22 protein-coding genes, 6 tRNA genes and 1 pseudogene are annotated in these 26,638 nt (G+C 70.6%); 14 read left to right on the top strand and 15 right to left on the bottom strand.

Translation table 11 applies throughout. The features are described 5' to 3' along the window. Positions 1 to 26: 26 nt before the first annotated feature. The 5 genes from ACFW47_RS08875 to ACFW47_RS08855 all read right to left on the bottom strand — a co-directional run bounded on the left by ACFW47_RS08875 (position 27) and on the right by ACFW47_RS08855 (position 2,667). Positions 27 to 842, bottom strand: coding sequence for an ABC transporter permease (locus ACFW47_RS08875; RefSeq protein WP_386287689.1), 816 nt, complete (start codon positions 840 to 842; stop codon positions 27 to 29). After that, positions 839 to 1,840: an ABC transporter ATP-binding protein gene (locus tag ACFW47_RS08870; RefSeq protein WP_386305283.1), complete on the bottom strand. Its 1,002-nt coding sequence runs from the start codon at positions 1,838 to 1,840 to the stop codon at positions 839 to 841. The genes ACFW47_RS08875 and ACFW47_RS08870 overlap by 4 nt, the downstream gene beginning before the upstream one ends. A gap of 148 nt (positions 1,841 to 1,988) precedes the next feature. Then, a tRNA-Gly gene (locus ACFW47_RS08865) sits at positions 1,989 to 2,061 on the bottom strand. A gap of 80 nt (positions 2,062 to 2,141) precedes the next feature. After that, a tRNA-Gly gene (locus tag ACFW47_RS08860) sits at positions 2,142 to 2,213 on the bottom strand. 136 nt (positions 2,214 to 2,349) lie between these two features. Further along, a complete protein-coding gene (locus ACFW47_RS08855; protein WP_073725856.1) occupies positions 2,350 to 2,667 on the bottom strand; it encodes an Lsr2 family protein in 318 nt (105 codons plus the stop codon). Between the two features lie 349 nt (positions 2,668 to 3,016). On the opposite strand from ACFW47_RS08855, the gene purS reads away from it, so the two are divergent. From purS to purL, 3 genes are read left to right on the top strand one after another with little or no spacing between them, the layout of a single operon-like run. Beyond that, positions 3,017 to 3,289 (top strand): phosphoribosylformylglycinamidine synthase subunit PurS, encoded by a 273-nt coding sequence (purS, locus tag ACFW47_RS08850; RefSeq protein ID WP_386287685.1) that lies wholly within the window; start codon positions 3,017 to 3,019, stop codon positions 3,287 to 3,289. After that, positions 3,286 to 3,966 (top strand): phosphoribosylformylglycinamidine synthase subunit PurQ, encoded by a 681-nt coding sequence (gene purQ / locus ACFW47_RS08845; protein WP_272586315.1) that lies wholly within the window; start codon positions 3,286 to 3,288, stop codon positions 3,964 to 3,966. The genes purS and purQ overlap by 4 nt, the downstream gene beginning before the upstream one ends. After that, the gene (gene purL, locus ACFW47_RS08840; RefSeq protein WP_386305281.1) at positions 3,963 to 6,221 is read left to right on the top strand and encodes a phosphoribosylformylglycinamidine synthase subunit PurL; all 2,259 of its coding nucleotides are present in this window, start codon (positions 3,963 to 3,965) and stop codon (positions 6,219 to 6,221) included. The genes purQ and purL overlap by 4 nt, the downstream gene beginning before the upstream one ends. Before the next feature lie 65 nt (positions 6,222 to 6,286). On the opposite strand, the pseudogene ACFW47_RS08835 reads toward purL, so the two are convergent. Next, a pseudogene (locus tag ACFW47_RS08835) lies at positions 6,287 to 6,870 on the bottom strand (Uma2 family endonuclease). Between the two features lie 147 nt (positions 6,871 to 7,017). Between ACFW47_RS08835 and ACFW47_RS08830 the strand changes: the two are divergent. The 6 genes from ACFW47_RS08830 (at position 7,018) to purM (ending at position 12,704) form a co-directional block, all read left to right on the top strand. Then, the gene (locus tag ACFW47_RS08830; protein WP_386287797.1) at positions 7,018 to 7,500 is read left to right on the top strand and encodes an ArsR/SmtB family transcription factor; all 483 of its coding nucleotides are present in this window, start codon (positions 7,018 to 7,020) and stop codon (positions 7,498 to 7,500) included. A 28-nt stretch (positions 7,501 to 7,528) separates the two neighbouring features. Beyond that, positions 7,529 to 8,365, top strand: coding sequence for a M23 family metallopeptidase (locus ACFW47_RS08825; protein WP_386305279.1), 837 nt, complete (start codon positions 7,529 to 7,531; stop codon positions 8,363 to 8,365). A gap of 9 nt (positions 8,366 to 8,374) precedes the next feature. Further along, positions 8,375 to 9,172: a sterol carrier family protein gene (locus ACFW47_RS08820; RefSeq protein ID WP_386287678.1), complete on the top strand. Its 798-nt coding sequence runs from the start codon at positions 8,375 to 8,377 to the stop codon at positions 9,170 to 9,172. A gap of 44 nt (positions 9,173 to 9,216) precedes the next feature. Continuing rightward, positions 9,217 to 10,002, top strand: a complete 786-nt coding sequence (locus tag ACFW47_RS08815; protein WP_386287676.1) for an META domain-containing protein — start codon at positions 9,217 to 9,219, stop codon at positions 10,000 to 10,002. 62 nt (positions 10,003 to 10,064) lie between these two features. Beyond that, complete coding sequence (gene purF / locus ACFW47_RS08810) at positions 10,065 to 11,591, top strand: amidophosphoribosyltransferase (RefSeq protein WP_386305277.1); 1,527 nt, start codon at positions 10,065 to 10,067, stop codon at positions 11,589 to 11,591. 45 nt (positions 11,592 to 11,636) lie between these two features. Next, the gene (gene purM / locus ACFW47_RS08805) at positions 11,637 to 12,704 is read left to right on the top strand and encodes a phosphoribosylformylglycinamidine cyclo-ligase (protein ID WP_386287673.1); all 1,068 of its coding nucleotides are present in this window, start codon (positions 11,637 to 11,639) and stop codon (positions 12,702 to 12,704) included. Positions 12,705 to 12,782: 78 nt separating this feature from the next. On the opposite strand, the gene ACFW47_RS08800 is transcribed toward purM, so the two are convergent. Both ACFW47_RS08800 and ACFW47_RS08795 read right to left on the bottom strand, forming a co-directional pair. Next, positions 12,783 to 13,034 (bottom strand): DUF3073 domain-containing protein, encoded by a 252-nt coding sequence (locus tag ACFW47_RS08800; RefSeq protein WP_019330669.1) that lies wholly within the window; start codon positions 13,032 to 13,034, stop codon positions 12,783 to 12,785. 335 nt (positions 13,035 to 13,369) lie between these two features. Continuing rightward, positions 13,370 to 14,464 carry a Leu/Phe/Val dehydrogenase gene (locus ACFW47_RS08795; RefSeq protein WP_386305275.1) on the bottom strand — a complete coding sequence of 365 codons (1,095 nt, stop codon included), beginning with the start codon at positions 14,462 to 14,464 and terminating at the stop codon, positions 13,370 to 13,372. A gap of 219 nt (positions 14,465 to 14,683) precedes the next feature. Here ACFW47_RS08795 and ACFW47_RS08790 point away from each other — a divergent pair, with 219 nt between their 5' ends. Beyond that, positions 14,684 to 15,535 carry a hypothetical protein gene (locus ACFW47_RS08790; protein ID WP_386305273.1) on the top strand — a complete coding sequence of 284 codons (852 nt, stop codon included), beginning with the start codon at positions 14,684 to 14,686 and terminating at the stop codon, positions 15,533 to 15,535. 532 nt (positions 15,536 to 16,067) lie between these two features. Next, a complete protein-coding gene (gene bldC / locus ACFW47_RS08785) occupies positions 16,068 to 16,274 on the top strand; it encodes a developmental transcriptional regulator BldC (protein ID WP_003949541.1) in 207 nt (68 codons plus the stop codon). A 441-nt stretch (positions 16,275 to 16,715) separates the two neighbouring features. Here the strand turns inward: bldC and ACFW47_RS08780 are convergent, their stop codons facing one another. The 7 genes from ACFW47_RS08780 to ACFW47_RS08750 form a co-directional block, all read right to left on the bottom strand. Beyond that, the gene (locus ACFW47_RS08780; RefSeq protein ID WP_386305271.1) at positions 16,716 to 16,910 is read right to left on the bottom strand and encodes a DUF6274 family protein; all 195 of its coding nucleotides are present in this window, start codon (positions 16,908 to 16,910) and stop codon (positions 16,716 to 16,718) included. 306 nt (positions 16,911 to 17,216) lie between these two features. Then, positions 17,217 to 17,291, bottom strand: a tRNA-Asp gene (locus ACFW47_RS08775). Positions 17,292 to 17,397: 106 nt separating this feature from the next. After that, the gene (gene hrpA, locus ACFW47_RS08770; RefSeq protein ID WP_386305269.1) at positions 17,398 to 21,342 is read right to left on the bottom strand and encodes an ATP-dependent RNA helicase HrpA; all 3,945 of its coding nucleotides are present in this window, start codon (positions 21,340 to 21,342) and stop codon (positions 17,398 to 17,400) included. A 134-nt stretch (positions 21,343 to 21,476) separates the two neighbouring features. Next, positions 21,477 to 21,550: transfer RNA gene (locus ACFW47_RS08765), tRNA-Phe, on the bottom strand. A gap of 24 nt (positions 21,551 to 21,574) precedes the next feature. Further along, a tRNA-Asp gene (locus tag ACFW47_RS08760) sits at positions 21,575 to 21,649 on the bottom strand. A 34-nt stretch (positions 21,650 to 21,683) separates the two neighbouring features. Continuing rightward, positions 21,684 to 21,756, bottom strand: a tRNA-Glu gene (locus ACFW47_RS08755). 80 nt (positions 21,757 to 21,836) lie between these two features. Continuing rightward, positions 21,837 to 23,453: a metallophosphoesterase gene (locus ACFW47_RS08750; protein WP_386305267.1), complete on the bottom strand. Its 1,617-nt coding sequence runs from the start codon at positions 23,451 to 23,453 to the stop codon at positions 21,837 to 21,839. Between the two features lie 91 nt (positions 23,454 to 23,544). Between ACFW47_RS08750 and ACFW47_RS08745 the strand changes: the two genes are divergently transcribed. The 3 genes from ACFW47_RS08745 to ACFW47_RS08735 all read left to right on the top strand — a co-directional run. Next, positions 23,545 to 23,895, top strand: a complete 351-nt coding sequence (locus tag ACFW47_RS08745) for a metallopeptidase family protein (protein ID WP_043383624.1) — start codon at positions 23,545 to 23,547, stop codon at positions 23,893 to 23,895. 142 nt (positions 23,896 to 24,037) lie between these two features. Then, the gene (locus ACFW47_RS08740) at positions 24,038 to 24,586 is read left to right on the top strand and encodes a hypothetical protein (RefSeq protein WP_386287661.1); all 549 of its coding nucleotides are present in this window, start codon (positions 24,038 to 24,040) and stop codon (positions 24,584 to 24,586) included. A gap of 256 nt (positions 24,587 to 24,842) precedes the next feature. Next, a partial coding sequence (locus ACFW47_RS08735; protein WP_386305265.1) for a DEAD/DEAH box helicase occupies positions 24,843 to 26,638 on the top strand: 1,796 nt, incomplete at its 3' end.

Genomic DNA, 26,638 nt, shown 5'->3' with positions numbered 1-26,638 from the left:
CTCGCTCATCCCGTTCGCCCCGCTCGTCAGTGCCGCGGCTCCCACCGGAACCGCCGCCGTACAGCAAACACCGCGACCACGATCCAGGCCACCGCCGTCGCCAGGGCGCCCAGCGCCTCGGAGGCCGAGAGGTCGCCGGCCCAGCCGCCGCGGACCAGGGTGACGACGGGCGTCAGCGGCAGCAGCTCGCAGACGGAGGCCACCTGGTCGGGGAAGAGGTCCAGCGGCACGAACATGCCGGAGCCGATCATCGAGACGAACGTGAACGGCAGTGGTGTGACCTGCGCGCTCTCGCCGGTGCGGGTGAAGCTCGCGGTGACGGCGGCGAGCGCGGTACAGATCACGAGGCCCAGCAGCAGGCCGAGGACGGCGAGGTGGGGCGCGGACGGCGCGGACAGGTCCAGCAGGACGGCACAGCCCACGGCGAGCAGCAGGCTCTGCACGAGGCCGGTGAGCACCGCCGGCATCGCGGAGCCGCCGAGGATCTCGGCGTCCCGCAGTTCACCGGTGCGCAGCCGCTTGAGGACGAGTTCCTCGCGCCGGACGACGAAGACGCCGACGAGGGAGGAGTAGACGGCGAACAGCAGGGAGAAGCCGACCGCGGCGGGCAGCACCAGCATGCCGGGGGTCAGCCCGGCCTCGGCGAGGTCCATCTCCTGGGACGCCGAGTACACGCTGAACGGCAGCACCAGCGGCACGAACAGGGCGGCGAAGACGGTGCCCTTGTTCCGTACCAGCAGGGTCAGTTCGGCGCGGGCGAGCGCCGTCATCCGGCTCATCGGCGTGGTGGCCGGGCCCTTGGCGGCGCGCGCCGCGGGGGCCTTGGTCTCCGTGGCGCTCATGCCGCGTACTCCTTCTTCGTCGTGGCGTCGGAGGCCTGTGCGGAGGCGTTCCGCGCGGAGGCGTCCTTCCCGGAGGCCTCCTTGGCGATCCGCAGGAACGCCTCCTCCAGGGACGCCGACCGCACGTCCAGGCGGCGCAGCTCGACGCCGGTCCGTTCCGCCCAGGTCAGCAGGCCGGTGGCCGCGCGCTGGAGCTCGTGGGTGCGGAGCCGGATCAGCCGGCCGTCCACCTCGTGGTCGCTCACGCCCAGTTCACCCAGGGGCGGCAGGTCACCCGCGAAGTAGCCGTCGGGCAGTTCGAAGGTGATCCGGGACGGCTGCGAGGCGGTCACCTCCGCCGGGGTGCCGGTGGCGGCGATCCGGCCGTCGTGCATGATCGCGAGCCGGTCGGCGAGGTGCTCGGCCTCCTCCAGGTAGTGCGTGGTCAGCAGCACCGTCGTACCGGCGTCGCGCAGCGCGCTCACCAACTCCCAGGTCGCCCGGCGGCCTTCGGCGTCCAGTCCGGTGCTGGGCTCGTCGAGGAAGAGCACCTCCGGGTCGCCGAGCAGCGCGAGCGCCAGGTCCAGGCGGCGCCGCTGGCCCCCGGAGAGCTGCTTCACGCGGACGTTCGCCTTCGTCTCCAGTCCGACCAGGGAAAGCACCTCGGCCGGCGGGCGGGCCCCGCTCACGCACCCCGCCCACATCCGCGCGGTCTCCGCGACGGTCAGCTCGGACGGGAAGCCGCCCTCCTGGAGCATCACCCCGGTGCGGTGGCGTACGGCGGCCCGCTCGGTGTACGGGTCGTGCCCGAGGACGCGCACCCGCCCGCCCGCCGGAGGGGCGAGGCCCTCCAGCAGCTCGACCGTGGACGTCTTGCCGGCGCCGTTGGTGCCGAGCAGGGCGAAGACCTCACCGCGGCGCACGGAGAAGTCGATCCCCCGCACGGCCTCGAACCCGCCCCCGTACACACGCCGCAGGTCGGTGACCTCAATCACGTGTTCGTGTCCGTTTGATTGCATGCCTCAAGCATCCCGGGGGCGCGGGGGCGGGAACAGTGCGGGCCGTCATCACCGGGCATGACAAATGTCAGACGGCGGCCGCCGGGGGCGAGTCGCGCCGGGCGCACGAAAAGACCCCGGTCCACGAAGGACCGGGGTCTGATTCCCGAGCGGACGACGAGGCTCGAACTCGCGACCTCAACCTTGGCAAGGTTGCGCTCTACCAACTGAGCTACGTCCGCATTGCCCCCGACCGGCCTTCACCGATCGGTGCGAGCACCAGCCTACCTGATCCAATCGAGTGGCCGGTACGGCGGTGCAGAGCGGGTGACAGGAATTGCACACTGCGCCTTCCCCCTGGAAGGGGGATGTTCTACTACTGAACTACACCCGCATGTTCCGTGAGCTGGGCCTTTCGGCCTCGCCCCTCGGCGTGCTCCAGACTTTAGCTGATCACCCGGGGTGTCGCGCAAGTCGGTTGCCGCGAGGGGCGGCTGAGCGCCCGTCGGCCCCTCCTGGCCGGGTACGGCTCACTGCGCCGCGGCGAACGCCTCGTACACCCGCTTCGGGATCCGGCCCCGCGCGGGCACGTCCATCTTGTTCGCCTGGGCCCACGCGCGGACCGCCGCCGGGTCGGGGGCGACCTCCGTCTGCCGGTACGCCTTGCCGGACCGGGACCGCTTGCGGCCGGCCGACACGTACGGCTCGAGGGCCGTGCGCAGTTTCCGGGCATTGGCTTCGTTCAGGTCGATCTCGTACATCCGGCCGTCGACTCCGAAGGCGATCGTCTCCGCCGCTTCCGAGCCGTCGATGTCGTCAAAGAGAGTGACCACGACACGCTGCGCCACGAATATCGGTCCCTTCGTGCGGCATCTCCGCGATGGCGTGCCCGAACGTGCCAAGACGCCGCGATGATGCCGACTGTTCGCCTGTAATTGGGCAAAGTATCGGCTAATGACATTTCATTTGTACAGTGCCCGGCATTGCAATGGGAAGCCCGACTAAATCTCTCCGCGTGTCCGCGCGCAATAGGTGGCGGGCGGTGATCCGGGATCTTTCCCGAAGCTTTTCGTGGCCACCCCGTTCCGATACCCGATCGTGACTGGGCTCACGTAGTTTCCTCCAAGGCTACGCGCGTAGAAATTTTGTACGGGTAGTCTGAAGGAACCTGCTCAGCACCACACACCGGGAGTGCCAGTGGCACGCGTCGTAGTCGACGTCATGCTCAAGCCGGAGATCCTCGACCCCCAGGGCCAGGCGGTGCAGCGCGCACTGCCGCGACTGGGTTTCGAAGGGATCTCGGACGTCCGTCAGGGAAAGCGATTCGAACTGGAAGTTGACGGGCCGGTCGACGACGCCGCCCTCGCCCGCATCCATGATCTTGCGGAATCCTTCCTCGCCAACACCGTGATCGAGGACTTCACCGTCAAGGTCGAGGCCGAGGACGTAGTCGCGGAGGCCGCGAAGTGACCGCTCGTATTGGCGTCGTCACTTTCCCCGGCTCTCTCGACGACCGCGACACGCAGCGCGCGATCCGCGTCGCCGGCGCGGAACCCGTCGCCCTCTGGCACAAGGACAAGGACCTCAAGCAGGTCGACGCCGTGGTGCTGTGCGGTGGATTCTCGTACGGCGACTATCTGCGCGCCGGCGCCATCGCGCGCTTCTCGCCGGTGATGGACACGGTCATCGACCAGGCCAGGGCCGGCCTCCCGGTCCTCGGCATCTGCAACGGCTTCCAGATCCTCACCGAGGCGCACCTGCTCCCCGGCGGCATGCTGGGCAACGACCACCTGCACTTCATCTGCCGCGACCAGAAGCTGCGGGTGGAGAACGCGGGCACCGCCTGGACCAGCGACTACACCGCGGGCCAGGAGATCCACATCCCGCTGAAGAACATGGACGGGCGCTACGTCGCCGACCGGCGGACGCTGGACGAGCTGGAGGCCGAGGGCCGGGTCGCCTTCCGCTACCTGGACATGAACCCCAACGGCTCGCTCAACGACATCGCCGGCATCACCAACGCCGCCGGGAACGTCGTCGGCCTCATGCCGCACCCGGAGCACGCCGTCGAGCCGCTGATCGGCACCGGCCGCACCGACGGCCTCCCGTTCTTCACCTCGATCCTCAAGAAGCTGGTCAACGCATGAGCCGGACGCCTCTGGACACGGTCGAGCACGCGGCCGAGACCCCCGACGTCGAGCTGCCCTGGGCCGAGCTGGGCCTGAAGAAGGACGAGTACGAGAGGGTCGTGGAGATCCTCGGCCGCCGCCCCACCGGGGCGGAGCTGGCCATGTACTCCGTGATGTGGTCCGAGCACTGCTCGTACAAGAGCAGCAAGGTCCACCTGCGCCAGTTCGGCGAGAAGGCCCCCGAGTCCGACGCGATGCTCGTCGGCATCGGCGAGAACGCCGGTGTCGTCGACGTCGGCCAGGGTTACGCGGTCACCTTCAAGGTCGAGTCGCACAACCACCCGTCGTACGTGGAGCCCTACCAGGGCGCCGCCACCGGCGTCGGCGGCATCGTGCGCGACATCATCGCGATGGGCGCGCGTCCGGTCGCGGTCGTGGACCCCCTGCGCTTCGGCGCCGCCGACCACCCCGACACCAAGCGCGTCCTGCCCGGCGTCGTCGCGGGCATCGGCGGCTACGGCAACTGCCTGGGCCTGCCCAACATCGGCGGCGAGGTCGTCTTCGACGCCTGCTACCAGGGCAACCCCCTGGTCAACGCCGGTGCCATCGGCGTGATGCGGCACGAGGACATCCACCTCGCGAAGGCGTCCGGCGCGGGCAACAAGGTCATCCTGTACGGCGCCCGCACCGGCGGCGACGGCATCGGCGGCGCGTCGATCCTGGCCTCGGAGACCTTCGACGACGCCAAGCCGTCCAAGCGCCCCGCGGTCCAGGTCGGCGACCCCTTCCAGGAGAAGCTCCTCATCGAGTGCACCCTGGAGGCGTTCAAGGAGAAGCTGGTCGTCGGCATCCAGGACCTCGGCGCGGCGGGCCTGTCCTGCGCCACCTCCGAGCTGGCGTCGAACGGCTCGGGCGGCATGCGCGTCACCCTGGACGACGTCCCGCTGCGCGACTCGACCCTCTCGCCGGAGGAAATCCTCATGAGCGAGTCGCAGGAACGCATGTGCGCGGTCGTCGAGCCCGGCAAGGTCGACCGCTTCCTGGAGATCTGTGAGAAGTGGGACGTCATCGCCACCGTCATCGGTGAGGTGACCGACGGCGACCGCCTGGAGATCTACTGGCACGGCGGCAAGATCGTCGACGTCGACCCGCGCACGGTCGCGCACGAGGGCCCGGTCTACGAGCGCCCCTACGCCCGTCCGTCCTGGCAGGACGAGCTGCAGGCCGACGACGCGAACAAGCTGCCCCGGCCGCAGACGTCGGACGAGCTCAAGGACCAGGTCCTCAAGCTGGTCGGCTCGCCCAACCAGGCGTCCAAGCAGTGGATCACCCAGCAGTACGACCACTTCGTGCAGGGCAACACCGTCCTCGCCCAGCCCGAGGACTCGGGCATGATCCGCGTGGACGAGGAGTCCGGACTCGGCGTCGCCATCGCCACCGACGGCAACGGCCGCTACGCCAAGCTCGACCCGTACGCGGGCGCGCAGCTGGCCCTGGCGGAGGCCTACCGCAACGTGGCGACGACCGGCGCGAAGCCGCTGGCCGTCTCCGACTGCCTGAACTTCGGCTCGCCGGAGGACCCGGCGGTCATGTGGCAGTTCGCGGAGGCCGTGCGCGGCCTGGCCGACGGCTGTCAGCAGCTCGGCACCCCGGTCACGGGCGGCAACGTCTCGCTCTACAACCAGACCGGCGAGGCCGCCATCCACCCGACCCCGGTGGTGGCCGTCCTCGGCGTCATCGACGACGTGGCCCGCCGCACGCCGGTCGCCTTCCAGGAGGAGGGCCAGCTGCTGTACCTCCTCGGCGACACCCGTGAGGAGTTCGGCGGCTCGGCCTGGTCCCAGGTGATCCACGACCACCTCGGCGGCCTGCCCCCGCAGGTCGACCTGGAGCGCGAGCGCCTGCTGGGCGAGATCCTGATCTCCGCCTCCCGCGACGGCATGATCGACTCCGCCCACGACCTGTCCGACGGCGGGCTGGTCCAGGCGGTCGTCGAGTCGGCGCTGCTGGGCGGCAAGGGCGCGCGGCTGGTCGTACCGGACGGGCTGGACGCCTTCACCTTCCTCTTCTCGGAGTCGGCGGGCCGCGCGGTCGTCGCCGTCCCGCGCTCGGAGGAGGTGCGCTTCAACGACATGTGCGGTGCCCGGGGCCTGCCGGCCACCCGCATCGGTGTCGTTGACGGCGACGCGGTGGAGGTCCAGGGCGAGTTCACCCTGCCCCTGACGGAACTGCGCGAGACCCACGAGGCGACGATCCCGGGGCTGCTGGCGTAGTCGCAGGTCCCCGAGAGCCCGAGGTCCCGTCCGGTTCCGGGCGGGACCTCGGCGTTCCCGCCGCTTCAGCGCACGTGGCTCTTGAGGACCTCGGTGTCGAGTCCGATGCCGATCGGGTCCGGGAGAACCAACGTCTCGCCGAACTTCGTGACGCGGGCATCCCGGTAGCCGCCGACCCGCCGGTCGGGGCTGCTGTGCACTGTGACTGTGCCGCTGTCCCGGTCGATCAGCAGGTACAGGGGGATTCCGGCCTGCCCGTACGCCGCCGGTCTCTCGTGCCGGTCCCGTCGGTCGGTGTCCGAGTCGTACGGGGTGACCTCGACGACCATCAGTGCCCCGTCCGGTTCGGCCCACTCGCCGTGTCCGCGAAGTGGGCCTCGGGCGCGAGCACGGCGTCCGGCCGCGCCCTGCTCTGCCGGTATGCGTCGACCCGCAGGCCTTGTGCGGCGTACAGATCCAAGTCGGGCCGGGCCTGCATGCAGCGCTTGGCCAGCCAGGACACGATGGTGTTGTGGTCCCCGTCCGTCACCGGCTTGACCTCGATCCGTCCGTCAATGAACTCCAACGTGACGGTCTCGGGGGCGGCGGAAGCGGTCGTTTCGAACTCGCCCACCGACATCTGAGACGTGTGCTCGGCCATAACCGTCATGCTGCACCTCCTTCCAGGCGCGGACCAGTGTTTCCGGGGCTGCGGCGTCCCCGGCCGCCTTTCGCGGCCAGACACACGTACGAGTAACTCTTGCGCGAGATTACGTAGCTACGTAATCTCGTACGAGTGGAGCGACTGGAACAACGCGTGGCCGACCTCGAACGGCGCCTCGCCGCCCTGGAAGCCGCCGACCGGCCCGTACCCCGCCCCAAGGAGGGCGACCTCTGGGCCCTTGAGGGGCTGAAGGAGCAGCTCACCGAGCTGGGTGCGGAGGCCGGCGGCGTCCTGTTCACCGGCTCGGTACGCCTGCCGTCCGGCGAGCAGTACGCCTGGCAGCACGGCGCGCTCACCGACGGCCTGCTGGACGACGACTGGGCCGAGTCCGCCGACGCGTTCGCCGCGCTCGGCCACCCCGTCCGCCTGCGGCTGCTGCGCGAGATCCTCGGCGGCCGGCGCACCGCCGCCGAGCTGGCCGAGCTGGACGGGATGGGCACGACCGGCCAGATCTACCACCACCTGCGCCTGCTCACCGGCGCCGGCTGGCTGCACACCACCGGCCGGGGCCGCCACGAGGTGCCGGCGGGGCGGGTCGTACCGCTGCTGGTGGCGCTGTCGATCGCGCGGGACTGACCGGGACCGTCACGAACAAGGGGGAACGATGTCCGTACGCAAGATCGCCATGACCGCCTTCCGGGTGCTGCAACTCGCCTTCCTGGCCCTGGTGGCCGCCGATGTCGTCTTCGACCTGGCCCATCCCTTCTGGCTGGACTTCCTTCCGCTGGTCCTGGCATACGTCCTGGTCGCCGTGGTCAACCGCTGGGGCGGAGGCGCCCCCGACGCCCCGGGCGTCGTCCGCGAACCCGTGGAGACCGGCCCGCCCGTCACCGGCCGCTGGTCCGCGCTGAACAGCCCCGCCGACCGCACCCCGAGCCACGGCCTCCACGCCTACGGCCAGACCTTCGCCATCGACCTCGTCGCCGAGCCGGAGCCCGGCGCCCGCCCGGGTTTCCGCGCCCTGTGGCCCGTCGCGCGCCGCGGTCACCGCTTCCCGGCGTTCGGCGCGCCGCTGCTCGCGGTCGCCGACGGCACGGTCGTACGGACCGCCGACGGCCAGCGCGACCACCTCAGCCGCAACTCGCTGCCCGGACTGCTGTACCTGATGCTCGTCGAGGGCTCGGTGCGCGAGCTGGGCGGGGTCCGCCGGATCGTCGGCAACCACCTGGTGCTGGCCCTCGGCGACGGCACGTACGCGATGTACGCCCACGTGCGGCGCGGTTCGTTCGCCGTGCGCGAGGGCGACCGGGTGCGCGCCGGTCAGCTGATCGCCCGGTGCGGCAACTCCGGCAACTCCTCCGAACCGCACGTCCACTTCCAGCTGATGGACGGCCCCGACCCCGACACCGCCCGCGGCGTCCCCTTCACCTGGCAGGGCATCGGCGTCCCGCGCAACGGCGAGATCTTCGAGGCGCCCGCACCGGCCACCACGGCCGCATAGGCTCACTGCATGCCCCCGGCCAGGAAACGCCCCCGCGCCTACGACCCCGCCCGCACCCGCACCGCCGTACTGGCCCAGTTCGGCAACGTACGGGCCGCCGTGCGCACCCTCACCCCCGAGCAGTTCGCCCTGCCGACCCGGCTCGGGGACTGGACCGTGCGGGAGCTGGTGGCGCACGTCGGGACGGCGCTCACGGCGGTGGACCGGCTGCTCGGCGAGCCCGAGCCCGCGCGGCAGGACGGGCGGCTGCTCGACTGGCCGTTCGCGATCGCCGCCGACGCGGACGCCATCGCCGCCACCGCCCGGCGCCTCGCGGCCGAGCACCCCGACCTCGACGCCCACCTCGACGGCGTCGAGCGCCGCTTCGCCGACCGCCTCGACACCCACCCCGGCACCCGGCTGCTGCCCACCGGCGCCGGCGCCTTCCCGCTGGCCGACTACGTCGTCACCCGCACCGTCGAGCTGGTCGTCCACACCGACGACCTGAACGCCGCCGTGCCCGGCCTCGACATCCCGTACGACCGGCAGGCGCTGGCCGCCGCGACCCGGCTGCTGGCCGACGCGCTCGCCGTGAGGGCGCCCGGCGGCTCGACCGAGGTGCGCGTCCCGCCGTACGCCGTCGTGCAGTGCGTCGAGGGCCCGCGGCACACCCGGGGCACCCCGCCGAACGTCGTCGAGACCGACCCGCTGACCTGGGTCCGGCTGGCGGCCGGGCGGCTGGCCTGGAAGGACGCCGTGGCCGACGCGAAGGTGAGCGCGAGCGGGGAGCGGGCCGACCTGGGGGACCTGCTGCCGTTGCTCAGGTGAGCGGAAGAGGGGAACCAGATCCTCCGGACCTCCGTCGAATCGGCATGTACAGGCAGAAGCAGCAGCGCAGCATCCCCCTGACCGTGGCCGCCGTCGCCGCGCTCGTGCCGCTCGCGGCGGCCTGCGGCACCGAGAAGGCCGACGGCGGCAGCGGCTCCGTCGGCGCCGGCACATCCGTCACCGGCGTGCAGTGGAGCATCGACTCCGTCACCGTGGACGGTGCCACCCACAAGGCCCCCGACTCCGCGCGGGTCCGGATCGACGACGGCGGTGAGGCGTCCGGCAGCACCGGCTGCAACACCTTCAGCGCCCGCGCCGACGTCGACGGCGAGCGCATCCGGCTCAGCGACGCCGTGTTCACCGAGAAGGGCTGCACGGACACGCCCCCGGACTTCGAGAAGTCCCTGGGACGGACCCTCGCCACCGACCTCACCGCCAAGGCCGAGGGCGACCGCCTGACCCTCACCACCGCCGAGGGCGACACCGTCGAGCTCAGCAGGCAGGAGGACGCGTCCCTGTACGGCACGAAGTGGACCGTCACGGCCCCCGGTCACGAGGGCCGGGCCCACCTCACCTTCGACAAGGACGCGAAGACCGTGGCGGGCCGCCTTCCCTGCAACCACGTCAACGCCAAGGCCACGGTCGGCGACGGCCACATCACCCTGGGCGCCCCGGCGACGACCCGAATGATGTGCGAAGGCTCACTCATGGACGCGGAGAAGCGGATCCTGGGCTTCTTCGAGGGCCGGGTCGAATACCGCATCGATCATGAAAGCCTGACGCTGACCAGGGAAGACGGAAAGACCCTGGAGGCCTGGGCCGATCGGTGATCCACGCGTGAGCCGTTGTCCCCAATTCGGACCAGTGGTCGACCTCGCCTACACTCGGAGGCGTGCCACGTGGTGACGGTCGACTCAATCACGATCTGCTTCCCGGCGAGAAGGGCCCCCAGGACGCTTGCGGCGTCTTCGGTGTCTGGGCTCCGGGTGAAGAGGTCGCAAAGCTCACGTACTTCGGGCTCTACGCCCTCCAGCATCGGGGTCAGGAATCCGCGGGAATCGCGGTCAGCAACGGCTCCCAGATCCTCGTCTTCAAGGACATGGGCCTGGTCTCCCAGGTCTTCGACGAGACCTCGCTCGGTTCGCTCCAGGGTCACATCGCGGTCGGTCACGCCCGCTACTCGACCACCGGCGCCTCCGTGTGGGAGAACGCCCAGCCGACGTTCCGCGCCACCGCGCAGGGCTCCATCGCGCTGGGGCACAACGGCAACCTCGTCAACACCGCCCAGCTCGCCGAGCTGGTCGCCGACCTGCCCAAGCAGGACGGCCGCGCCACGCGGGTCGCGGCGACCAACGACACCGACCTGCTGACCGCGCTGCTCGCGGCGCAGGTCGACGACGACGGCAAGCCGCTGACCATCGAGGAGGCCGCCCACAGGGTGCTCCCCCAGGTCATGGGCGCCTTCTCCCTCGTCTTCATGGACGAGCACACCCTCTACGCCGCCCGTGACCCGCAGGGCATCCGCCCGCTGGTCCTCGGCCGCCTCGAGCGCGGCTGGGTGGTCGCCTCCGAGTCCGCCGCCCTCGACATCTGCGGCGCCTCCTACGTCCGCGAGATCGAGCCGGGCGAGTTCGTCGCCATCGACGAGAACGGCCTCCGCTCTTCGCGATTCGCGGAAGCGAAGCCCAAGGGCTGTGTCTTCGAGTACGTGTATCTGGCCCGCCCGGACACCGACATCGCCGGCCGGAACGTGTACCTCTCGCGCGTCGAGATGGGCCGCAAGCTGGCCGAGGAGGCACCCGCCGAGGCCGACCTGGTCATAGCGACCCCGGAGTCCGGCACGCCCGCCGCGATCGGGTACGCCGAGGCCTCCGGCATCCCCTTCGGCAACGGCCTGGTGAAGAACGCCTACGTCGGCCGCACCTTCATCCAGCCCTCGCAGACCATCCGCCAGCTGGGCATCCGCCTGAAGCTGAACCCTCTGAAGGAAGTCATCAAGGGCAAGCGGCTGGTCGTCGTCGACGACTCCATCGTCCGCGGCAACACCCAGCGGGCCCTGGTCCGCATGCTCCGCGAGGCCGGCGCCGCCGAGGTCCACATCCGGATCTCCTCCCCGCCGGTGAAGTGGCCGTGCTTCTTCGGCATCGACTTCGCCACCCGCGCCGAGCTCATCGCCAACGGCATGAGCATCGACGAGATCGGCACCTCGCTCGGCGCCGACTCCCTGGCGTACATCTCCATCGACGGCATGATCGCGGCGACCACCATCGCCAAGCCGAACCTGTGCCGCGCCTGCTTCGACGGCGAGTACCCGATGGAGCTCCCCGACCCCGAGCTGCTCGGCAAGCAGCTCCTGGAGACCGAGCTGGCCGCCGGGCCCGCCGCGACGGCCGCCGCCGACGCCATCCGTCGCCCGTAGCGCCGCCCGCACCACCTGCCGTACGACACAAAGGTTCTCATCGTCATGTCTGACACAACTGGTGCCAGCTACGCAGCTGCGGGCGTCGACATCGAAGCGGGCGACCGCGCCGTCGAGCTCATGAAGGAATGGGTGAAGAAGACGCGCCGCCCCGAGGTCCTCGGCGGCCTCGGCGGCTTCGCCGGCCTCTTCGACGCCTCCGCCCTCAAGAACTACGAGCGCCCCCTGCTCGCCTCCGCCACCGACGGTGTCGGCACCAAGGTCGACATCGCCCGGCAGCTGGGCGTCTACGACACCATCGGCCACGACCTGGTCGCCATGGTCATGGACGACATCGTGGTCTGCGGCGCCGAGCCGCTGTTCATGACCGACTACATCTGCGTCGGCAAGGTCCACCCCGAGCGCGTCGCCGCGATCGTGAAGGGCATCGCCGAGGGCTGTGTGCTGGCCGGGTGCGCCCTGGTCGGCGGCGAGACGGCCGAGCACCCGGGCCTGCTGGGCGCGGACGACTTCGACGTCGCCGGCGCCGGTACGGGCGTCGTGGAGGCCGACCGGCTGCTGGGTCCCGACCGCATCCGCAAGGGTGACGCGGTCGTCGCCATGGCCGCCTCCGGTCTTCACTCGAACGGGTACTCGCTCGTCCGCCACGTCCTGCTGAACGAGGCCGGTCTGTCGCTCGACGCCCACCTGGACGGCCTCGGCCGCACCCTCGGCGAGGAGCTGCTGGAGCCCACCAAGATCTACTCCCTGGACTGCCTGGCCCTCACCCGCACCACCGAGGTCCACGCCTTCAGCCACGTCACCGGCGGCGGACTCGCCGCCAACCTGGCCCGCGTGATCCCCGACGGCCTGCACGCGACCGTCGACCGCTCCACCTGGACCCCGGGCGCGATCTTCGACCTCGTCGGTACGACGGGCAAGGTCGAACGCCTGGAGCTGGAGAAGACCCTGAACATGGGTGTGGGCATGATCGCGATCGTGCCCGAGGAGTCGGCGGACGTCGCACTGGCGACCCTGGCCGACCGCGGCGTGGACGCCTGGGTGGCCGGCGAGATCACCGACCGTGGCGACCACGGGACCGGCGCGGCCCTCGTCGGCGACTACGCCGCCTGAGCCGCTGCGGTACCCGCGGGTAGCACAGAACCCGGTCGGTGACCTGAGTCACCGACCGGGCGGGTGTTCAGTGCGAGGTCAAGCGCCGCGACGTTGTTGCGGGGACTGGCCGTCCTCGTCCTCGTCGTCGTCCTCGTAAAGGTCGGCGTACCGTGCGTACACGTCGTCGTCCTGCTCATCGTCTTCGAACCGCTCGCCGTTAGGCGGTTGCGGACTCGACGTCGATGCGCCCAGCTCCTCGGCCAGGCGGGAGAGATCAGTCCCACCGCTGTTGTACTTCAGCTGGCGGGCGACCTTCGTCTGCTTGGCCTTGGCCCGGCCGCGCCCCATGGCTCGACCCCCTCAACGACGGGGCTCGACGGCCCCAGAGTCTTGACACGCGTTCATGGTCCGGAACGGGCTCTCCGTGGAGAGACCGGTCCGTAGGGCTTCCACGGTACCTGAGCCCACGCCCATACGGTACGTCGCCCACAGGACGTGACCACGTCCAGGACCGTCGAGGTGCCCCGTCCTCGCTGGTCAAGGGCGATTTTAACCACCTTTCGACGGTCGACCCGCCGGGATAAGTGAGAGTTCTCTCCAACCGCCCCCCGGCGGGTACCGCTCACACATTCGAATACCGGCCGCCCGGATCACCGACGCGGTGCCCCGCGGTCACCGTCCGGTCACCGACGGGTCCGTGCCTCCGCCATCCGCTGCTCTGCGATCCGGTCGGCCGCGGCGGCCGGCGGAATGCCGTCCTCCTTCGCACGTGCGAATATGGCCAGCGTGGTGTCGTAGATCTTCGCGGCCTTCGCCTTGCACCGGTCGAAGTCGAAGCCGTGCAGCTCGTCGGCGACCTGGATGACCCCGCCGGCGTTCACCACGTAGTCCGGCGCGTAGAGGATGCCGCGGTCGGCGAGGTCCTTCTCCACGCCCGGGTGGGCGAGCTGGTTGTTTGCCGCGCCGCAGACGACCTTGGCGGTCAGCACCGGCACGGTGTCGTCGTTCAGCGCGCCGCCGAGCGCGCAGGGGGCGTAGATGTCCAGGTTCTCCACCCGGATCAGCGCGTCGGTGTCGGCGACGGCGACCACCGACGGATGCCGCTCGGTGATGGAGCGCACCACGTCCTTGCGCACATCGGTGATGACGACGTGCGCCCCCTCGGCGAGCAGGTGCTCGACCAGGTGGTGGCCGACCTTGCCGACGCCCGCGATGCCGACGGTGCGGTCGCGCAGCGTCGGGTCGCCCCACAGGTGCTGGGCGGAGGCGCGCATGCCCTGGTAGACGCCGAAGGCGGTGAGCACGGAGGAGTCGCCCGCGCCGCCGTTCTCGGGGGAGCGGCCGGTCGTCCAGCGGCACTCGCGGGCCACGACGTCCATGTCGGCGACGTAGGTGCCGACGTCGCAGGCGGTGACGTAGCGGCCGCCGAGCGAGGCGACGAACCGGCCGTAGGCGAGCAGCAGCTCCTCGCTCTTGATCTGCTCCGGATCACCGATGATCACGGCCTTGCCACCGCCGTGCTCGAGGCCGGCCATGGCGTTCTTGTACGACATCCCGCGCGCGAGGTTCAGCGCGTCGGCGACGGCGTCCGCCTCGTTCGCGTACGGGTAGAAGCGCGTACCGCCGAGCGCGGGGCCCAGGGCGGTGGAGTGGATGGCGATGACGGCCTTGAGACCGGTGGCCCGGTCCTGGCAGAGCACGACTTGCTCATGACCCCCCTGGTCCGAGTGGAACAGGGTGTGCAGTACATCAGCAGGTGCGCCGGTTACGTCGGTCACGGTGGTGACTCCTGTGTAGTTGCGGCGGGTGGAGACCTGTCCCCAAGGGGTGGCGGGGACTGTGGCATGAGATTAGAGCCTGGAGGCGTCCCCCCGCCGCACAGTGCTCAGGATCACCTCCGCACGGAGTACGGGCGTGCGACGATTTGCTGAGGTTCCCGCGCGTTTGTGATCGGTTCCGGCAGGTTTTCGTAGCGGTGCGCGGGGGAGGGAGCAGGCGTGCCCAAGGTGTCCTCGGTGATCGTCCCCTACGCGGCGTACCTGCGCGTGTACGAGCCGCTGGCCGCGTTCCCCGACGACGAGCGCGCCCACTGGACCCGTTACGCCCGCCGCACCGACCTCCCCTCGTACCAGGACGAGCTGCGCCGCTCCCTGGCCGACCTGCTGCCCACCCCGCCCGTCGCGGTGCCGGTGCACGAGAGCGCCGACGCCTTCGTGACCGAGGTCGACGGCGTGGTCTGCGTCTGCCCCTGGCGGACCCGGCTGCGCGGCTGGCAGGCCCTGGCGGAGCTGGCCGAGGACTTCCCGGAGCCGGTGCTGGACGCCCTGCTGCCTCCGGTCGTACGCCGCCAGAGCGCCCAGGACTACGAACGGTGGCTGGAGCGCAACCCGGACGCCCGCCCCTGGATCCGCACCGCCACCTGGCAGGTGCCGATCAACTGGTTCGTGCTGGTCTCCGACGCCGAGCGGGAGTACGACCGGGGCGGCGACGGGGAGGGTGCCGCCGCGCCGGTGCTGCGTTACCGGACGCCGATGGTGCAGGCCCGCCGGCGGGTGGCGCGGGGACTGCGGGCGCTCAAGGAGGCCGTGGACGAGGGGCCGCTCATCGACGGCCTGGTGGACGTGGGGCGCTGGCTGGAGGAGTTCCACCCGCGCTCCCTGGTCGAGCTCGACTACGGCGGGCTCGTGCACGCCGTGCCCGCCGGTGAGTTGGAGGACGACCACTCCGCGGCGGACGTGGCCGAGGGCATCGAGGCGCTGCGGCACGGCGACGGGGTCGCGGCGGGGGCGGCGTACGGGCGGCTGGTGGAGCGCTGGCGCGCGGTCCGGGACCGCCGGTCGGCGAACTGACGTTTGACGTACCGCCCGATGTGAGGTTTCGTCTTCCGATCCGACACTCGCCCGGTGTGGGCTGATGTTTTGTCGACAAGGGACGTAGGTCCCGATCCGGGCGTATGTATCAAGCGTGACGGACCGCACGTACATCACTCTTGCGCCCGTTCCCCCTCCTCGTGCCAAAATAGGACAAGGAGCCCGGGGAGGGCTCGTTCCGTCCCATTGTGATGCACTGTGGGCGGAATCCTGGGTTTGCACGCTTTGGGGGGTCTGGTGACGCCTGATCGTCCTGTGACTGATCGTCACAGTGGCGTGACTGTCCGCTATGGCATGGTCCATCGGCTTCCGTCGCTGATGAACACCTGGGAGGGCAATTCCATCGGTTTGGCCGACGCGGCTGGACAGATGGTGTAGTTGTAGTGCCGAGGACAAGCCGTTCGTCCTATAACCGACTCGACTCGCGTCTCTCATTCCGGGCAACGCGGGTCAAGGTGCAGAATTTAGAGGAAAGAACCGAGAAGGTTCGGTTCTCCCGAGGAGGCCGCTCATGACCGCTCGCACCCCTGATGCCGAGCCGCTGCTGACCCCGGCTGAGGTCGCCACCATGTTCCGCGTCGACCCGAAGACGGTCACGCGCTGGGCGAAGGCCGGCAAGCTCACGTCGATCCGCACGCTCGGCGGGCATCGCCGCTACCGCGAGGCCGAGGTCCGCGCCCTGCTCGCGGGCATCCCGCAGCAGCGCAGCGAGGCCTGAATAACTGAATAACCGGGCAAAACGGCAGGTCCCCCAACCCGCCGAGGCGCTCGGAACCACAGCTCCACACGACGCCGTTCCTGCCCCAACAGGGGTGCGTCGTGGATCGCGCTGGACTCCGCCGGGTCCAGCGCGATCTTTTTGGGTGCGGTCCTGTGCCTGGTGAGGGGCCGTCCGATGCCCTCTGTGAGCGGCCTTGTCGGAGTCTGGGGAGGGGTGTCGGAACGGCTGTGCGATGGCTGGGGGGAGGCCGGGGGAAGCAGTGCAATTGCACATATTAAATTGACCAGTTGTAGGGGAGCCGTAAGTGCCACGGTTTCAAAAACTCATGCGGTGACACCCGTCACAGCGCGCGGTCCTTGTTGGGTGCCGCACGGGTGCGCTAATGGAGGCCCGCGCTCCAGAAGGCTGGTGTGGCAAGGGTGTTGGGGCCGGCGGGCCTCACGCCGGGGACGCGGTCTCGCTCTCGACGCCCTCTTGACGGCCCGTCGGGGACTGTGGGGCGGGCGAGTCCAGCGCCAGCCGCAGCAGCCGGTGGCAGATCGGACAGTGGCGCGTCAGATGGCGGTAGGACGACGCGGCCGACAGATGCGCGCGGAGCAGGGCCCGCGTCTCGTGCCTGACCGATGCCGCCATACGCCACCTCCAGGGCCGTACAGGGACGTTCCCTGTCCTTTGGAGTACCGAGCGAATGTGACGCCGTCAAGGCCGGGAGAGCGGCGCTGAGGGCTTTCTGGGGGCGGTGGGGCCAGGGGCTGTGGAGTGCGCGAAGAGGCCGGCACCGATGGATGCGGGCCCCTGCTGCTGGGGTCCTGACGGGATTTGCCGTACCGGGCAGCGGCTGCGCCGCGGGCGCGGCCTCCGCCTTGACGGAGTGGCGGGCACTTCCGGGCGGGGAGATACGAAGAGACCCGCATCGATGGATGCGGGTCTCTTCTGCTGCGGTCCTGACGGGATTTGAACCCGCGGCCTCCACCTTGACAGGGTGGCGAGCACTCCAAACTGCTCCACAGGACCAGGTTTCGCGGCGCTTGTTCTGCGTTGCGCTGCGAGAAGAGACTGTACAGGAGGGGGAGCCCCGGGTCGAACTCACCCTCCGTGCGCGCCTCGTCACCTCTGGCGGTTACGGCGCCAGCGCGTCGATCGCCTTCACGATCCGCTTGTCGGAGACGGGGTACGCCGTGCCCAGCGCGTGCGCGAAGTAGCTGACCCGCAGCTCCTCGATCATCCAGCGCACGTCCAGGACCTGCTGCGGGACCGGCCGGCCCGGCGGCATCTGCTCCAGCAGCCAGGCGTACTCGTCCCGCATCTCGTGGACCTTCTCCATCCGGGACGTGTCCCGCTGGACGCCGGTCGGCATCTGCTGCAGCCGCCGGTCGGCGGCGACCAGGTAGCGCATCAGGTCCGGCAGCCGCCTGATCCCCGCCTCCGTCACGAAGCCGGGCTTCACCAGCGCGTCCAGTTGCCCCCGCACGTCCTGGAGATTCGCCAGCAGCGCGGGGCTCCGTACGGCCTTCAGGCGCCGCTCGCACGCCTGCCAGGCCGCCAGCACCTGCTGCACCTGCCCCACCGTGCGGACGGTCGTGTCGACGATCTCCGCGCGGACCTTGTCGTAGAGCTTCCGGTACGACTCCTCGTCCCACGCCGGGCCGCCGAAGTCGGCGATCAGCTTGTCCGCCGCCGCCGTGGCGCAGTCGTCGAACAGCGCCTGGATGGAACCGTGCGGATTCGCGGACAGGTTCAGCTTCTGCTGGTTGGTCAGCTTCTCGGACGCGAACTTCGCCGGGTTGACGGGGATGTTGCGCAGGATCAGCCGGCGCGTGCCCTTCCACATCGCCTGTGCCTGCTCGGCCTCGGTGTCGAAGAGCCGCACGGACACGGTGTCGCCGTCGTCGACCAGCGCCGGGTAAGCCTTCACCGGCTGGCCCGCCCGGCGCGTCTCGAAGACCCGGGACAGGGTGCCGATCGTCCAGTCGGTCAGACCGGAGCGCTCCAGGGACTCGCCGCCACTGCGCACGGCGGTGGCCGCCGCGGCCTGCGACAGCGCCTTGCGCGCCTTCGGCTTCAGCCGGAGCTTCAGCGCTTCGAGGTCCTTGTCCTCGGCCAGCTTGCGCCGCCGCTCGTCGACGATCCGGAACGTGATCTTGAGGTGGTCGGGGACCTTCGCCCAGTCGAAGTCCTCCGCGTCGAACGGCACCCCCACCATGCGCTTCAGCTCCCGCGCCATGGTCACCGTCAGCGGTTCCTGGAGCGGTACCGCCCGCTCCAGGAACTTCTGCGCGTAGTTCGGGGCCGGGACGTAGTTGCGGCGGATCGGCTTCGGCAGCGACCGGATCAGTTCCGTGACCACCTGCTCCCGCAGCCCCGGGATCTGCCAGTCGAAACCCTCGTCCGTCACCTGGTTCAGCACCTGGAGCGGCACGTGGACGGTCACGCCGTCCGCGTCCGCGCCCGGCTCGAACTGGTACGTCACCCGGAGCTTCAACGGCCCCTGCCGCCAGGAGTCCGGGTAGTCGTCCTTGGTGACCGCGCCCGCCTTCTCGTTGATGAGCATCTCGCGCTCGAAGTCCAGGAAGTCGGGCTGGTCGTGCCGCTTGTGCTTCCACCACGAGTCGAAGTGGGCGCCCGAGACGACGTGTTCGGGCACCCGCTGGTCGTAGAAGTCGTACAGCGTCTCGTCGTCGACCAGGATGTCCCGGCGCCGGGCGCGGTGCTCCAGCTCCTCGACCTCGGTCAGCAGCTTGCGGTTGTCCGCGAAGAACTTGTGGTGCGTACGCCAGTCGCCCTCGACCAGGGCGTTGCGGATGAACAGCTCACGGCTGACCTCCGGGTCGATCCGTCCGTAGTTCACCTTGCGCTGCGCCACGATCGGCACGCCGTACAGCGTGACCTTCTCGTACGCCATCACGGCCGCCTGGTCCTTCTCCCAGTGCGGCTCGCTGTAGGTGCGCTTGAGGAGATGCCCGGCGAGCGGCTCCACCCACTCGGGCTCGATCTTCGCGTTGACGCGGGCCCAGAGCCGGGAGGTCTCCACCAGCTCGGCGGACATCACGAAGCGCGGCGGCTTCTTGAAGAGCGCCGAGCCCGGGAAGATCGCGAACTTGGCGTTCCGCGCCCCCAGGTACTCGTTCTTCGCGCCCTCCTTCACGTCCTTCATGCCGACGTGGGAGAGCAGGCCCGCCAGCAGCGACACGTGCACCCGGTCCTCGGGTGCGTCCTGGTCGTTGAGGTGGATGCCCATCTGCTTGGCGACCGTGCGCAGCTGGGTGTAGATGTCCTGCCACTCGCGGATGCGCAGGAAGTTCAGGTACTCCTGCTTGCACATCCGGCGGAAGGACGACGAGCCGCGCTCCTTCTGCTGCTCGCGCACGTACCGCCACAGGTTCAGGAACGCCAGGAAGTCGCTGGTCTCGTCCTTGAAGCGGGCATGCTGCTGGTCCGCCTGCGCCTGCTTCTCCGCCGGCCGCTCCCGGGGGTCCTGGATGGACAGCGCCGCCGCTATGACCATGACCTCGCGGACACAGCCGTTCTTGTCGGCCTCCAGCACCATCCGGGCCAGCCGCGGGTCCACGGGCAGCTGCGCCAGCTTGCGCCCGGTGTCGGTGAGCCGCTTGCGTACGTCCTTCTGCGCGGGGTCGAGCGCGCCCAGCTCCTGGAGGAGCTGTACGCCGTCGCGGATGTTGCGGTGGTCCGGCGGGTCGATGAAGGGGAACTTCTCGATGTCGCCGAGGCCGGCCGCGGTCATCTGGAGGATGACGGAGGCGAGGTTGGTCCGGAGGATCTCCGCGTCCGTGAACTCCGGGCGGGCGTCGAAGTCGTCCTCGCTGTACAGCCGGATGCAGATGCCGTCGGACGTACGTCCGCAGCGGCCCTTGCGCTGGTTGGCGCTGGCCTGCGAGATCGGCTCGATCGGCAGCCGCTGGACCTTGGTGCGGTGGCTGTAGCGGGAGATCCGGGCGAAGCCGGGGTCGATGACGTACTTGATGCCGGGGACGGTCAGGGAGGTCTCGGCGACGTTGGTCGCCAGAACGATCCTGCGCCCGGTGTGCTGCTGGAAGACGCGGTGCTGCTCGGCGTGCGAGAGCCGCGCGTACAGCGGCAGCACTTCCGTGAACCGGTACTTCTTCTTCTCCAGCGCGTCCGCCGTGTCCCGGATCTCGCGCTCACCGGAGAGGAAGACGAGGATGTCGCCCTTCCCCTCGCCCATCAGCTCCTCGACGGCATCGGTGATCGCGGTGATCTGGTCCCGGTCGGCGTCGTCCCCGTCCTCTTCGAGGAGCGGCCGGTACCGCACCTCCACGGGGTACGTCCGCCCGCTGACCTCGATGATCGGCGCGTCGCCGAAGTGCCGGGAGAACCGCTCCGGGTCGATGGTCGCCGAGGTGATGACGACCTTCAGGTCCGGACGCTTCGGCAGCAGCTGCGCCAGGTACCCCAGCAGGAAGTCGATGTTGAGGGACCGCTCGTGCGCCTCGTCGATGATGATCGTGTCGTAGGCGCGCAGCTCGCGGTCGGTCTGGATCTCGGCGAGCAGGATGCCGTCCGTCATCAGCTTGATGAAGGTGGCGTCCGGGTTCACCTGGTCGGTGAACCGCACCTTCCAGCCCACGGCCTCACCGAGCGGCGTGTCCAGCTCGTCGGCCACTCGCTCGGCGACGGTGCGTGCCGCGATCCGCCGGGGCTGGGTGTGCCCGATCATGCCGCGCACGCCGCGCCCCAGCTCCACACAGATCTTCGGGATCTGCGTGGTCTTGCCGGAGCCTGTCTCACCGGCGACGATGACGACCTGATGATCACGGATGGCCGCCGCGATCTCGTCCTTCTTCTGACTGACGGGCAGCTGCTCGGGATAGCTGACGGCGGGCACCCGCGCCCGACGCTCACCGACGCGCTGCTCGGCCTTGGCCACCTCCGCCTCGATCTCGGCGAGAACGGCGGCCCGGGCCTCCGGCTTACGGATCTTCCGCGCACCCTCCAGCCTCCGGCCGAGCCGGTGCGCGTCGCGCAGCGACAGCTCGGTCAGCCGAGGGGCGAGAGTGCCGAGAGTGGGGGCGGGATGCGTAGACATACGGCTTCCAGGATCTCATCCGACGGAAAAACCTGGCGAACGCTTTTGTCCGCCGGACAGCGGGCGGCGGGATCGGACGGGCCGGACGGGCCGGACACAACAAGGCCCCGATCCGGAGATCGGGGCCTTTGCTGTGGCTGGGGCCGGGGTCGAACCGGCGACCTATCGCTTTTCAGGCGATCGCTCGTACCAACTGAGCTACCCAGCCGCGAGGTTTCACGTGAAACCTCAGCGGTCCTGACGGGATTTGAACCCGCGGCCTCCACCTTGACAGGGTGGCGAGCACTCCAAACTGCTCCACAGGACCAAGCTTCGTACGACAGTGTCGCACATCTACTGCGTGCCCCCAACGGGATTCGAACCCGTGCTACCGCCTTGAAAGGGCGGCGTCCTAGGCCGCTAGACGATGAGGGCTATCGGCCCGCCTGGGCGCTTCTCAGCGCGTCGGGGACGTGAGAAGCATATGGGATGGCGGGAGGTATCGCCAAAACGGTTTACGGAGCGGTCGGGGAAGGGGCGGTGGGCGCGGGCGTGCTCCCCGTGGGCGAAGGGCCGGAACCGGTCGGGGACGGGGTCGCGCCGGGCTGGTTCTCCTTGGGGAGGTGGCGGCTGACCTCGGCCGTCGTCAGGCCCAGGCCGCCGAGCTTGATCTCGTCCCACGCCTGGAGGCGCCGGCTGTCGCGGTCGAAGTAGAGGATCGACGCCTGGATCGGGTCGGGGTACTCGCCCTCGACCGCGCGCAGGCCGCTGCCGCCGGTGGAGCCCTCGATGCGCAGCCGGGTGCCGAACTCCATGACCTCCATGTCCTCGCGGTGCAGGTGACCGGCGAGCACCAGCGGCACCTCGCCGTCGACCTCGCGGGCGGCCGACGGCTCGTGCGCGACGGCGACGTCGACGGGGGTGCCGGCCGCGCGCTGGTCGCGCAGGGCGGAGGCGAGACGGGCGCCGGCCAGTTCCTGGGAGGCCTCGGCGCCGTCCGGCTTGGAGCGGTCGGGGGTGTACTGCGGGTCGCCGATCCCGGCGAAGCGCAGGCCCGCGACGGTCCGGGCGCGGCCGTCGTCCAGGACGTGCACGTTCTCCATGTCCTGGAGGTACTTCTGGGTGACGCGGGAGTCGTGGTTGCCGCGGACCCAGACGTAGGGGGCGCCGAGGTCCTCGATGGGGTCCAGGAAGCCGTTCTCCGCGGCCGTGCCGTGGTCCATGGTGTCGCCGGAGTCGACGATCACGTTCACCTGGTACTGCTCCACCAGCGAGGCGATGATCTTCCAGCTCGCCGGGTTCAGGTGGACGTCGGACACGTGCAGGACGCGGATGGTGGTCGGGTCCGGCTGGTAGGCGGGGAGTGTGGAGGTGGCGTCGTAGAGCTTGGTCACGTTCGTGACCAGGCGGGCCAGCTCCTTCTGGTAGACGTCGAACTCGGTGACGATGCTGCGCGCGTCGCCGACCAGGGACGGCGCGGAGGAGAGCAGGCCGGAGAACTTCGGTTCCAGGACGGAGTCGGGGTTCCAGGTGGCGTAGGCGGTGCCGCCGGAGGCGACCAGGAGGGTGAGGGCGAGTCCGCCGGCGGCGAGGGCGCGCCGGGGGCGGCGGTAGACGGCGAGGCCGAGGGCGGTGGCACCGGTGACGACGGCGACGCAGGAGCGGACCGCGAGGTCGAGGGTGCCGCGTTCGACGTCCCGGGCGACCTCGTCCTGGAGGCCGGAGAGGCGTTCGGGACGGTCGACCAGTGCGGCGGCGCGGTCCGGGTCGAGCTGGTCGACGTTGACGTCGAGGCGTACGGGGGCGACGTGGCTGTCGAGCTGGAGGGCGCCCAGCGGGGAGACGTTGATCTTCGTGCCGCCGCTGACGGACGGGCGCAGGGTCATCGTGGTGTCCATGGGGCCGACGGGCACGCGGACGTCGCCCACCACCAGCAGGCCGAGCCAGGCCCCGAGCAGGACGACGGCGACGAGGCCGGCGGCGCGGGTCCAGGGGCGCGGCCGGGGGGCGAGTCCGACCGCCGTGGGCGTCCGACGGGTGCGGTGGCGGTGGATGAGGGCGCGCGGCGCGTTGCGGACGGGTTTCATCACCTCGGCCAGGACGTGCAGGACTGCGGCGGGGACGCGGGCCATTGGTCCCGTATGCCCAAGGCCCGGGACGGGTATGCGGTGGGCTTCGGTGCGGTCTGTGTCGTACGCCACGGTCGTACCCGACAATGGGCCTGTGCTGGAGATGACGCGCGAGGAGTTCGAGGAACTGGTAGCAGAGGCCCTGGACCGGATTCCGCCGGAGCTGACGCGGCTGATGGACAACGTCGCGGTGTTCGTCGAGGACGAGCCGCCGGCCGACGATCCCGAGCTGCTCGGGCTGTACGAGGGGACGCCGCTGACGGAGCGCGGGGAGTGGTACGCGGGGGTGCTGCCGGACCGGATCACCATCTACCGGGGGCCGACGCTGCGGTTCTGCGAGACGCGCGAGGACGTGGTCGCGGAGACCGAGGTCACGGTGGTGCACGAGATCGCGCACCACTTCGGGATCGACGACGCGCGGCTGCACGCCCTCGGGTACGGGTGAGCGTCACCGGTTCGGTGATCTTCTTCGGCCGGCCGGATACCGCTGACGCGCTCGGGTCAAGATCCGGGGGGCGTGGCGCGTGTCCTCTTGTGGGTGACGGGAGTTGGGCACGGCGACTCCTGACCCCCGGAGGTGGCCGCCCGTGCGCCCCTTGTACGTACCCGTCCGTCTGGCCGCCACCGCCGTGGCCGTCGCCGCTGCCGCCGGCTGTATGAGCGTCGGCGACGACGCGCCCGGCGGGGGCGCCAGGCCGTCGCACTCCGCCGGAGAGCAGGGCGGTGCGGTGCCGGACGGCGGGCCCGCCGTGTCGGGCGGCAGCGTCGGCTACGGAGCGGCGGCGGCCGACGAGAAGCGCGGGCGCGGCAAGGGGAAGAAGGGCAAGGGCGAGGACGAGGAAAAGGGCGGTGGTGAGGGCGGGAAGCCGAAGGGCGGGTCCCCCGCCGCCGAGCCGCCCGCCGGTGTGACGCAGCCGCCGCCGGTGAAGGGCGGGGACGACGAACCCGCGCCGACCCGGACGCCGCCCGCGGAGCCGACGCGGACGCCCGAGCCCGAGCCGACGCCGACCGCGGAGCCGCCGGCCTCGCCGTCGCCGGAGCCCTCGACGGCGGAGCCGTCGTCGTCGGCGCACGAGCCGCCGGGAACGCAACTCGCGCAACGGGAGCCGGCGCCGACGGCCGGGGCACCGGCGTAGTGGACGGAGCCCGGCGGCCCGGCTGAGCTGGGCGTGTGCTACTCGGCCGCTGATCGGTTTGCCTTCGGGGGTGTGGGGTGCGTATGGTGGTAGATCGTTTGATCCCATTTGCCCGGCGCCACCGCAGAGCGCGCCGTGTGGCGCGTACTCTCCCCCTGCCGTGGTGGACCGCATCGAGGCGGTCGTATTGCGAATCGCGATTCACGGAGTTGACGGGCGCGTGCCGACGAGAGACTCCGGAAGGTTTCGCATTCGCATGTCCATGACCAGTACTGACCACGTCGTCGTGCCCGAGAACGCCGAGGGCGTCGAGGGCACCCCGGAGGCCGTCGAGGCCTCCGCGACCCCCGAGACCCCGCAGGCCCCCGAGGCCACCTTCGCGGACCTCGGTCTCCCCGAGGGCGTTGTGCGCAAGCTCGCGCAGAACGGCGTGACCACCCCCTTCCCGATCCAGGCCGCGACCATCCCGGACGCCCTGGCCGGCAAGGACATCCTCGGCCGGGGCCGCACCGGCTCCGGCAAGACCCTCTCCTTCGGTCTGCCGACGCTGGCGCAGCTCGCCGGCGGCCGCACCGAGAAGCACAAGCCCCGTGCCGTCATCCTCACCCCGACCCGCGAACTGGCCATGCAGGTGGCCGACGCGCTCCAGCCGTACGGCGACGTCGTCGGCCTGCGGATGAAGGTCGTCTGCGGCGGCACCTCGATGGGCAACCAGATCTACGCCCTGGAGAAGGGCGTCGACATCCTGGTCGCCACCCCGGGCCGGCTGCGCGACATCATCAACCGCGGCGCCTGCTCCCTGGAGAACGTGCAGATCGCGGTCCTCGACGAGGCCGACCAGATGTCCGACCTGGGCTTCATGCCCGAGGTCACCGAGCTGCTCGACCAGGTCCCGGCGGGCGGTCAGCGGATGCTGTTCTCCGCCACGATGGAGAACGAGATCAAGACCCTCGTCGACCGGTACCTGAAGGACCCGGTCAGCCACGAGGTCGACGCGGCCCAGGGCGCGGTGACGACCATGTCGCACCACATCCTGGTCGTGAAGCCCAAGGACAAGGCTCCGGTCACCGCGGCCATCGCCTCCCGCAAGGGCCGCACCATCATCTTCGTCCGCACCCAGCTGGGCGCCGACCGCGTCGCCGAGCAGCTGCGGGACGCCGGCGCCAAGGCGGACGCGCTGCACGGCGGCATGACCCAGGGCGCGCGCACCCGCACGCTGGCCGACTTCAAGGACGGGTACGTCAACGTCCTGGTCGCCACCGACGTCGCCGCGCGCGGCATCCACGTCGACGGCATCGACCTGGTCCTGAACGTGGACCCGGCCGGCGACCACAAGGACTACCTGCACCGCGCCGGCCGTACGGCGCGCGCGGGCCGTACCGGCACCGTCGTCTCGCTCTCCCTGCCGCACCAGCGCCGCCAGATCTTCCGGCTGATGGAGGACGCGGGCGTCGACGCCACGCGCCACATCATCCAGGGCGGCGCGGCCTTCGACCCGGAGGTCGCCGAGATCACCGGCGCCCGGTCGATGACCGAGGTCCAGGCCGAGTCCGCGGGCAACGCGGCGCAGCAGGCCGAGCGCGAGGTCACCCAGCTCACCAAGGAGCTCGAGCGGGCCCAGCGCCGCGCCACCGAGCTGCGCGAGGAGGCGGACCGCCTGGTCGCCAGGGTCGCGCGGGAGCGCGGCGAGGACCCGGAGACGGTCCTGGCCGAGGTGGCCGCCGCGACCGAGGCCCAGGCCGAGGTCGTGGTGCCCGAGCAGCCCGGTGCGCGGGACGTGGAGAAGACCGAGCGGAGCGGCGGCAACGGCCGGGACCGTTCCTTCGACCGCCGTGACGACCGGAACGAGCGTCGTGACGACCGTGGTGGCCGTTCGTTCGAGCGTCGTGACGACCGCGGTGGCTTCCGCCGGGACGACCGGCGTGACGACCGTGGTGACCGTGGGGGTCGCTCCTTCGAGCGTCGTGACGACCGTGGTGGCCGTTCGTTCGAGCGTCGTGACGACCGCGGTGGCTTCCGCCGGGACGACCGGCGTGACGACCGTGGTGACCG

Source organism: Streptomyces sp. NPDC058796 (assembly GCF_042745235.1).
Taxonomy (GTDB): Bacteria; Actinomycetota; Actinomycetes; order Streptomycetales; family Streptomycetaceae; genus Streptomyces.
Note: the sequence above shows the minus strand (reverse complement) of the source record. Positions and strands in the feature narration are given on the sequence as shown.

What these genes read in the sequence shown, in the direction of transcription:
- ACFW47_RS08875 (WP_386287689.1), bottom strand. Translation starts at nt 842, where the DNA reads ATGAGCGCCACGGAGACCAAGGCCCCCGCGGCGCGCGCCGCCAAGGGC.
- ACFW47_RS08870 (WP_386305283.1), bottom strand. Translation starts at nt 1,840, where the DNA reads ATGCAATCAAACGGACACGAACACGTGATTGAGGTCACCGACCTGCGG.
- purL (WP_386305281.1), top strand. Translation starts at nt 3,963, where the DNA reads ATGAGCCGGACGCCTCTGGACACGGTCGAGCACGCGGCCGAGACCCCC.
- ACFW47_RS08825 (WP_386305279.1), top strand. Translation starts at nt 7,529, where the DNA reads ATGTCCGTACGCAAGATCGCCATGACCGCCTTCCGGGTGCTGCAACTC.
- ACFW47_RS08820 (WP_386287678.1), top strand. Translation starts at nt 8,375, where the DNA reads ATGCCCCCGGCCAGGAAACGCCCCCGCGCCTACGACCCCGCCCGCACC.
- ACFW47_RS08815 (WP_386287676.1), top strand. Translation starts at nt 9,217, where the DNA reads ATGTACAGGCAGAAGCAGCAGCGCAGCATCCCCCTGACCGTGGCCGCC.
- purM (WP_386287673.1), top strand. Translation starts at nt 11,637, where the DNA reads ATGTCTGACACAACTGGTGCCAGCTACGCAGCTGCGGGCGTCGACATC.
- ACFW47_RS08800 (WP_019330669.1), bottom strand. Translation starts at nt 13,034, where the DNA reads ATGGGGCGCGGCCGGGCCAAGGCCAAGCAGACGAAGGTCGCCCGCCAG.
- bldC (WP_003949541.1), top strand. Translation starts at nt 16,068, where the DNA reads ATGACCGCTCGCACCCCTGATGCCGAGCCGCTGCTGACCCCGGCTGAG.
- ACFW47_RS08780 (WP_386305271.1), bottom strand. Translation starts at nt 16,910, where the DNA reads ATGGCGGCATCGGTCAGGCACGAGACGCGGGCCCTGCTCCGCGCGCAT.
- hrpA (WP_386305269.1), bottom strand. Translation starts at nt 21,342, where the DNA reads ATGTCTACGCATCCCGCCCCCACTCTCGGCACTCTCGCCCCTCGGCTG.
- ACFW47_RS08750 (WP_386305267.1), bottom strand. Translation starts at nt 23,453, where the DNA reads ATGGCCCGCGTCCCCGCCGCAGTCCTGCACGTCCTGGCCGAGGTGATG.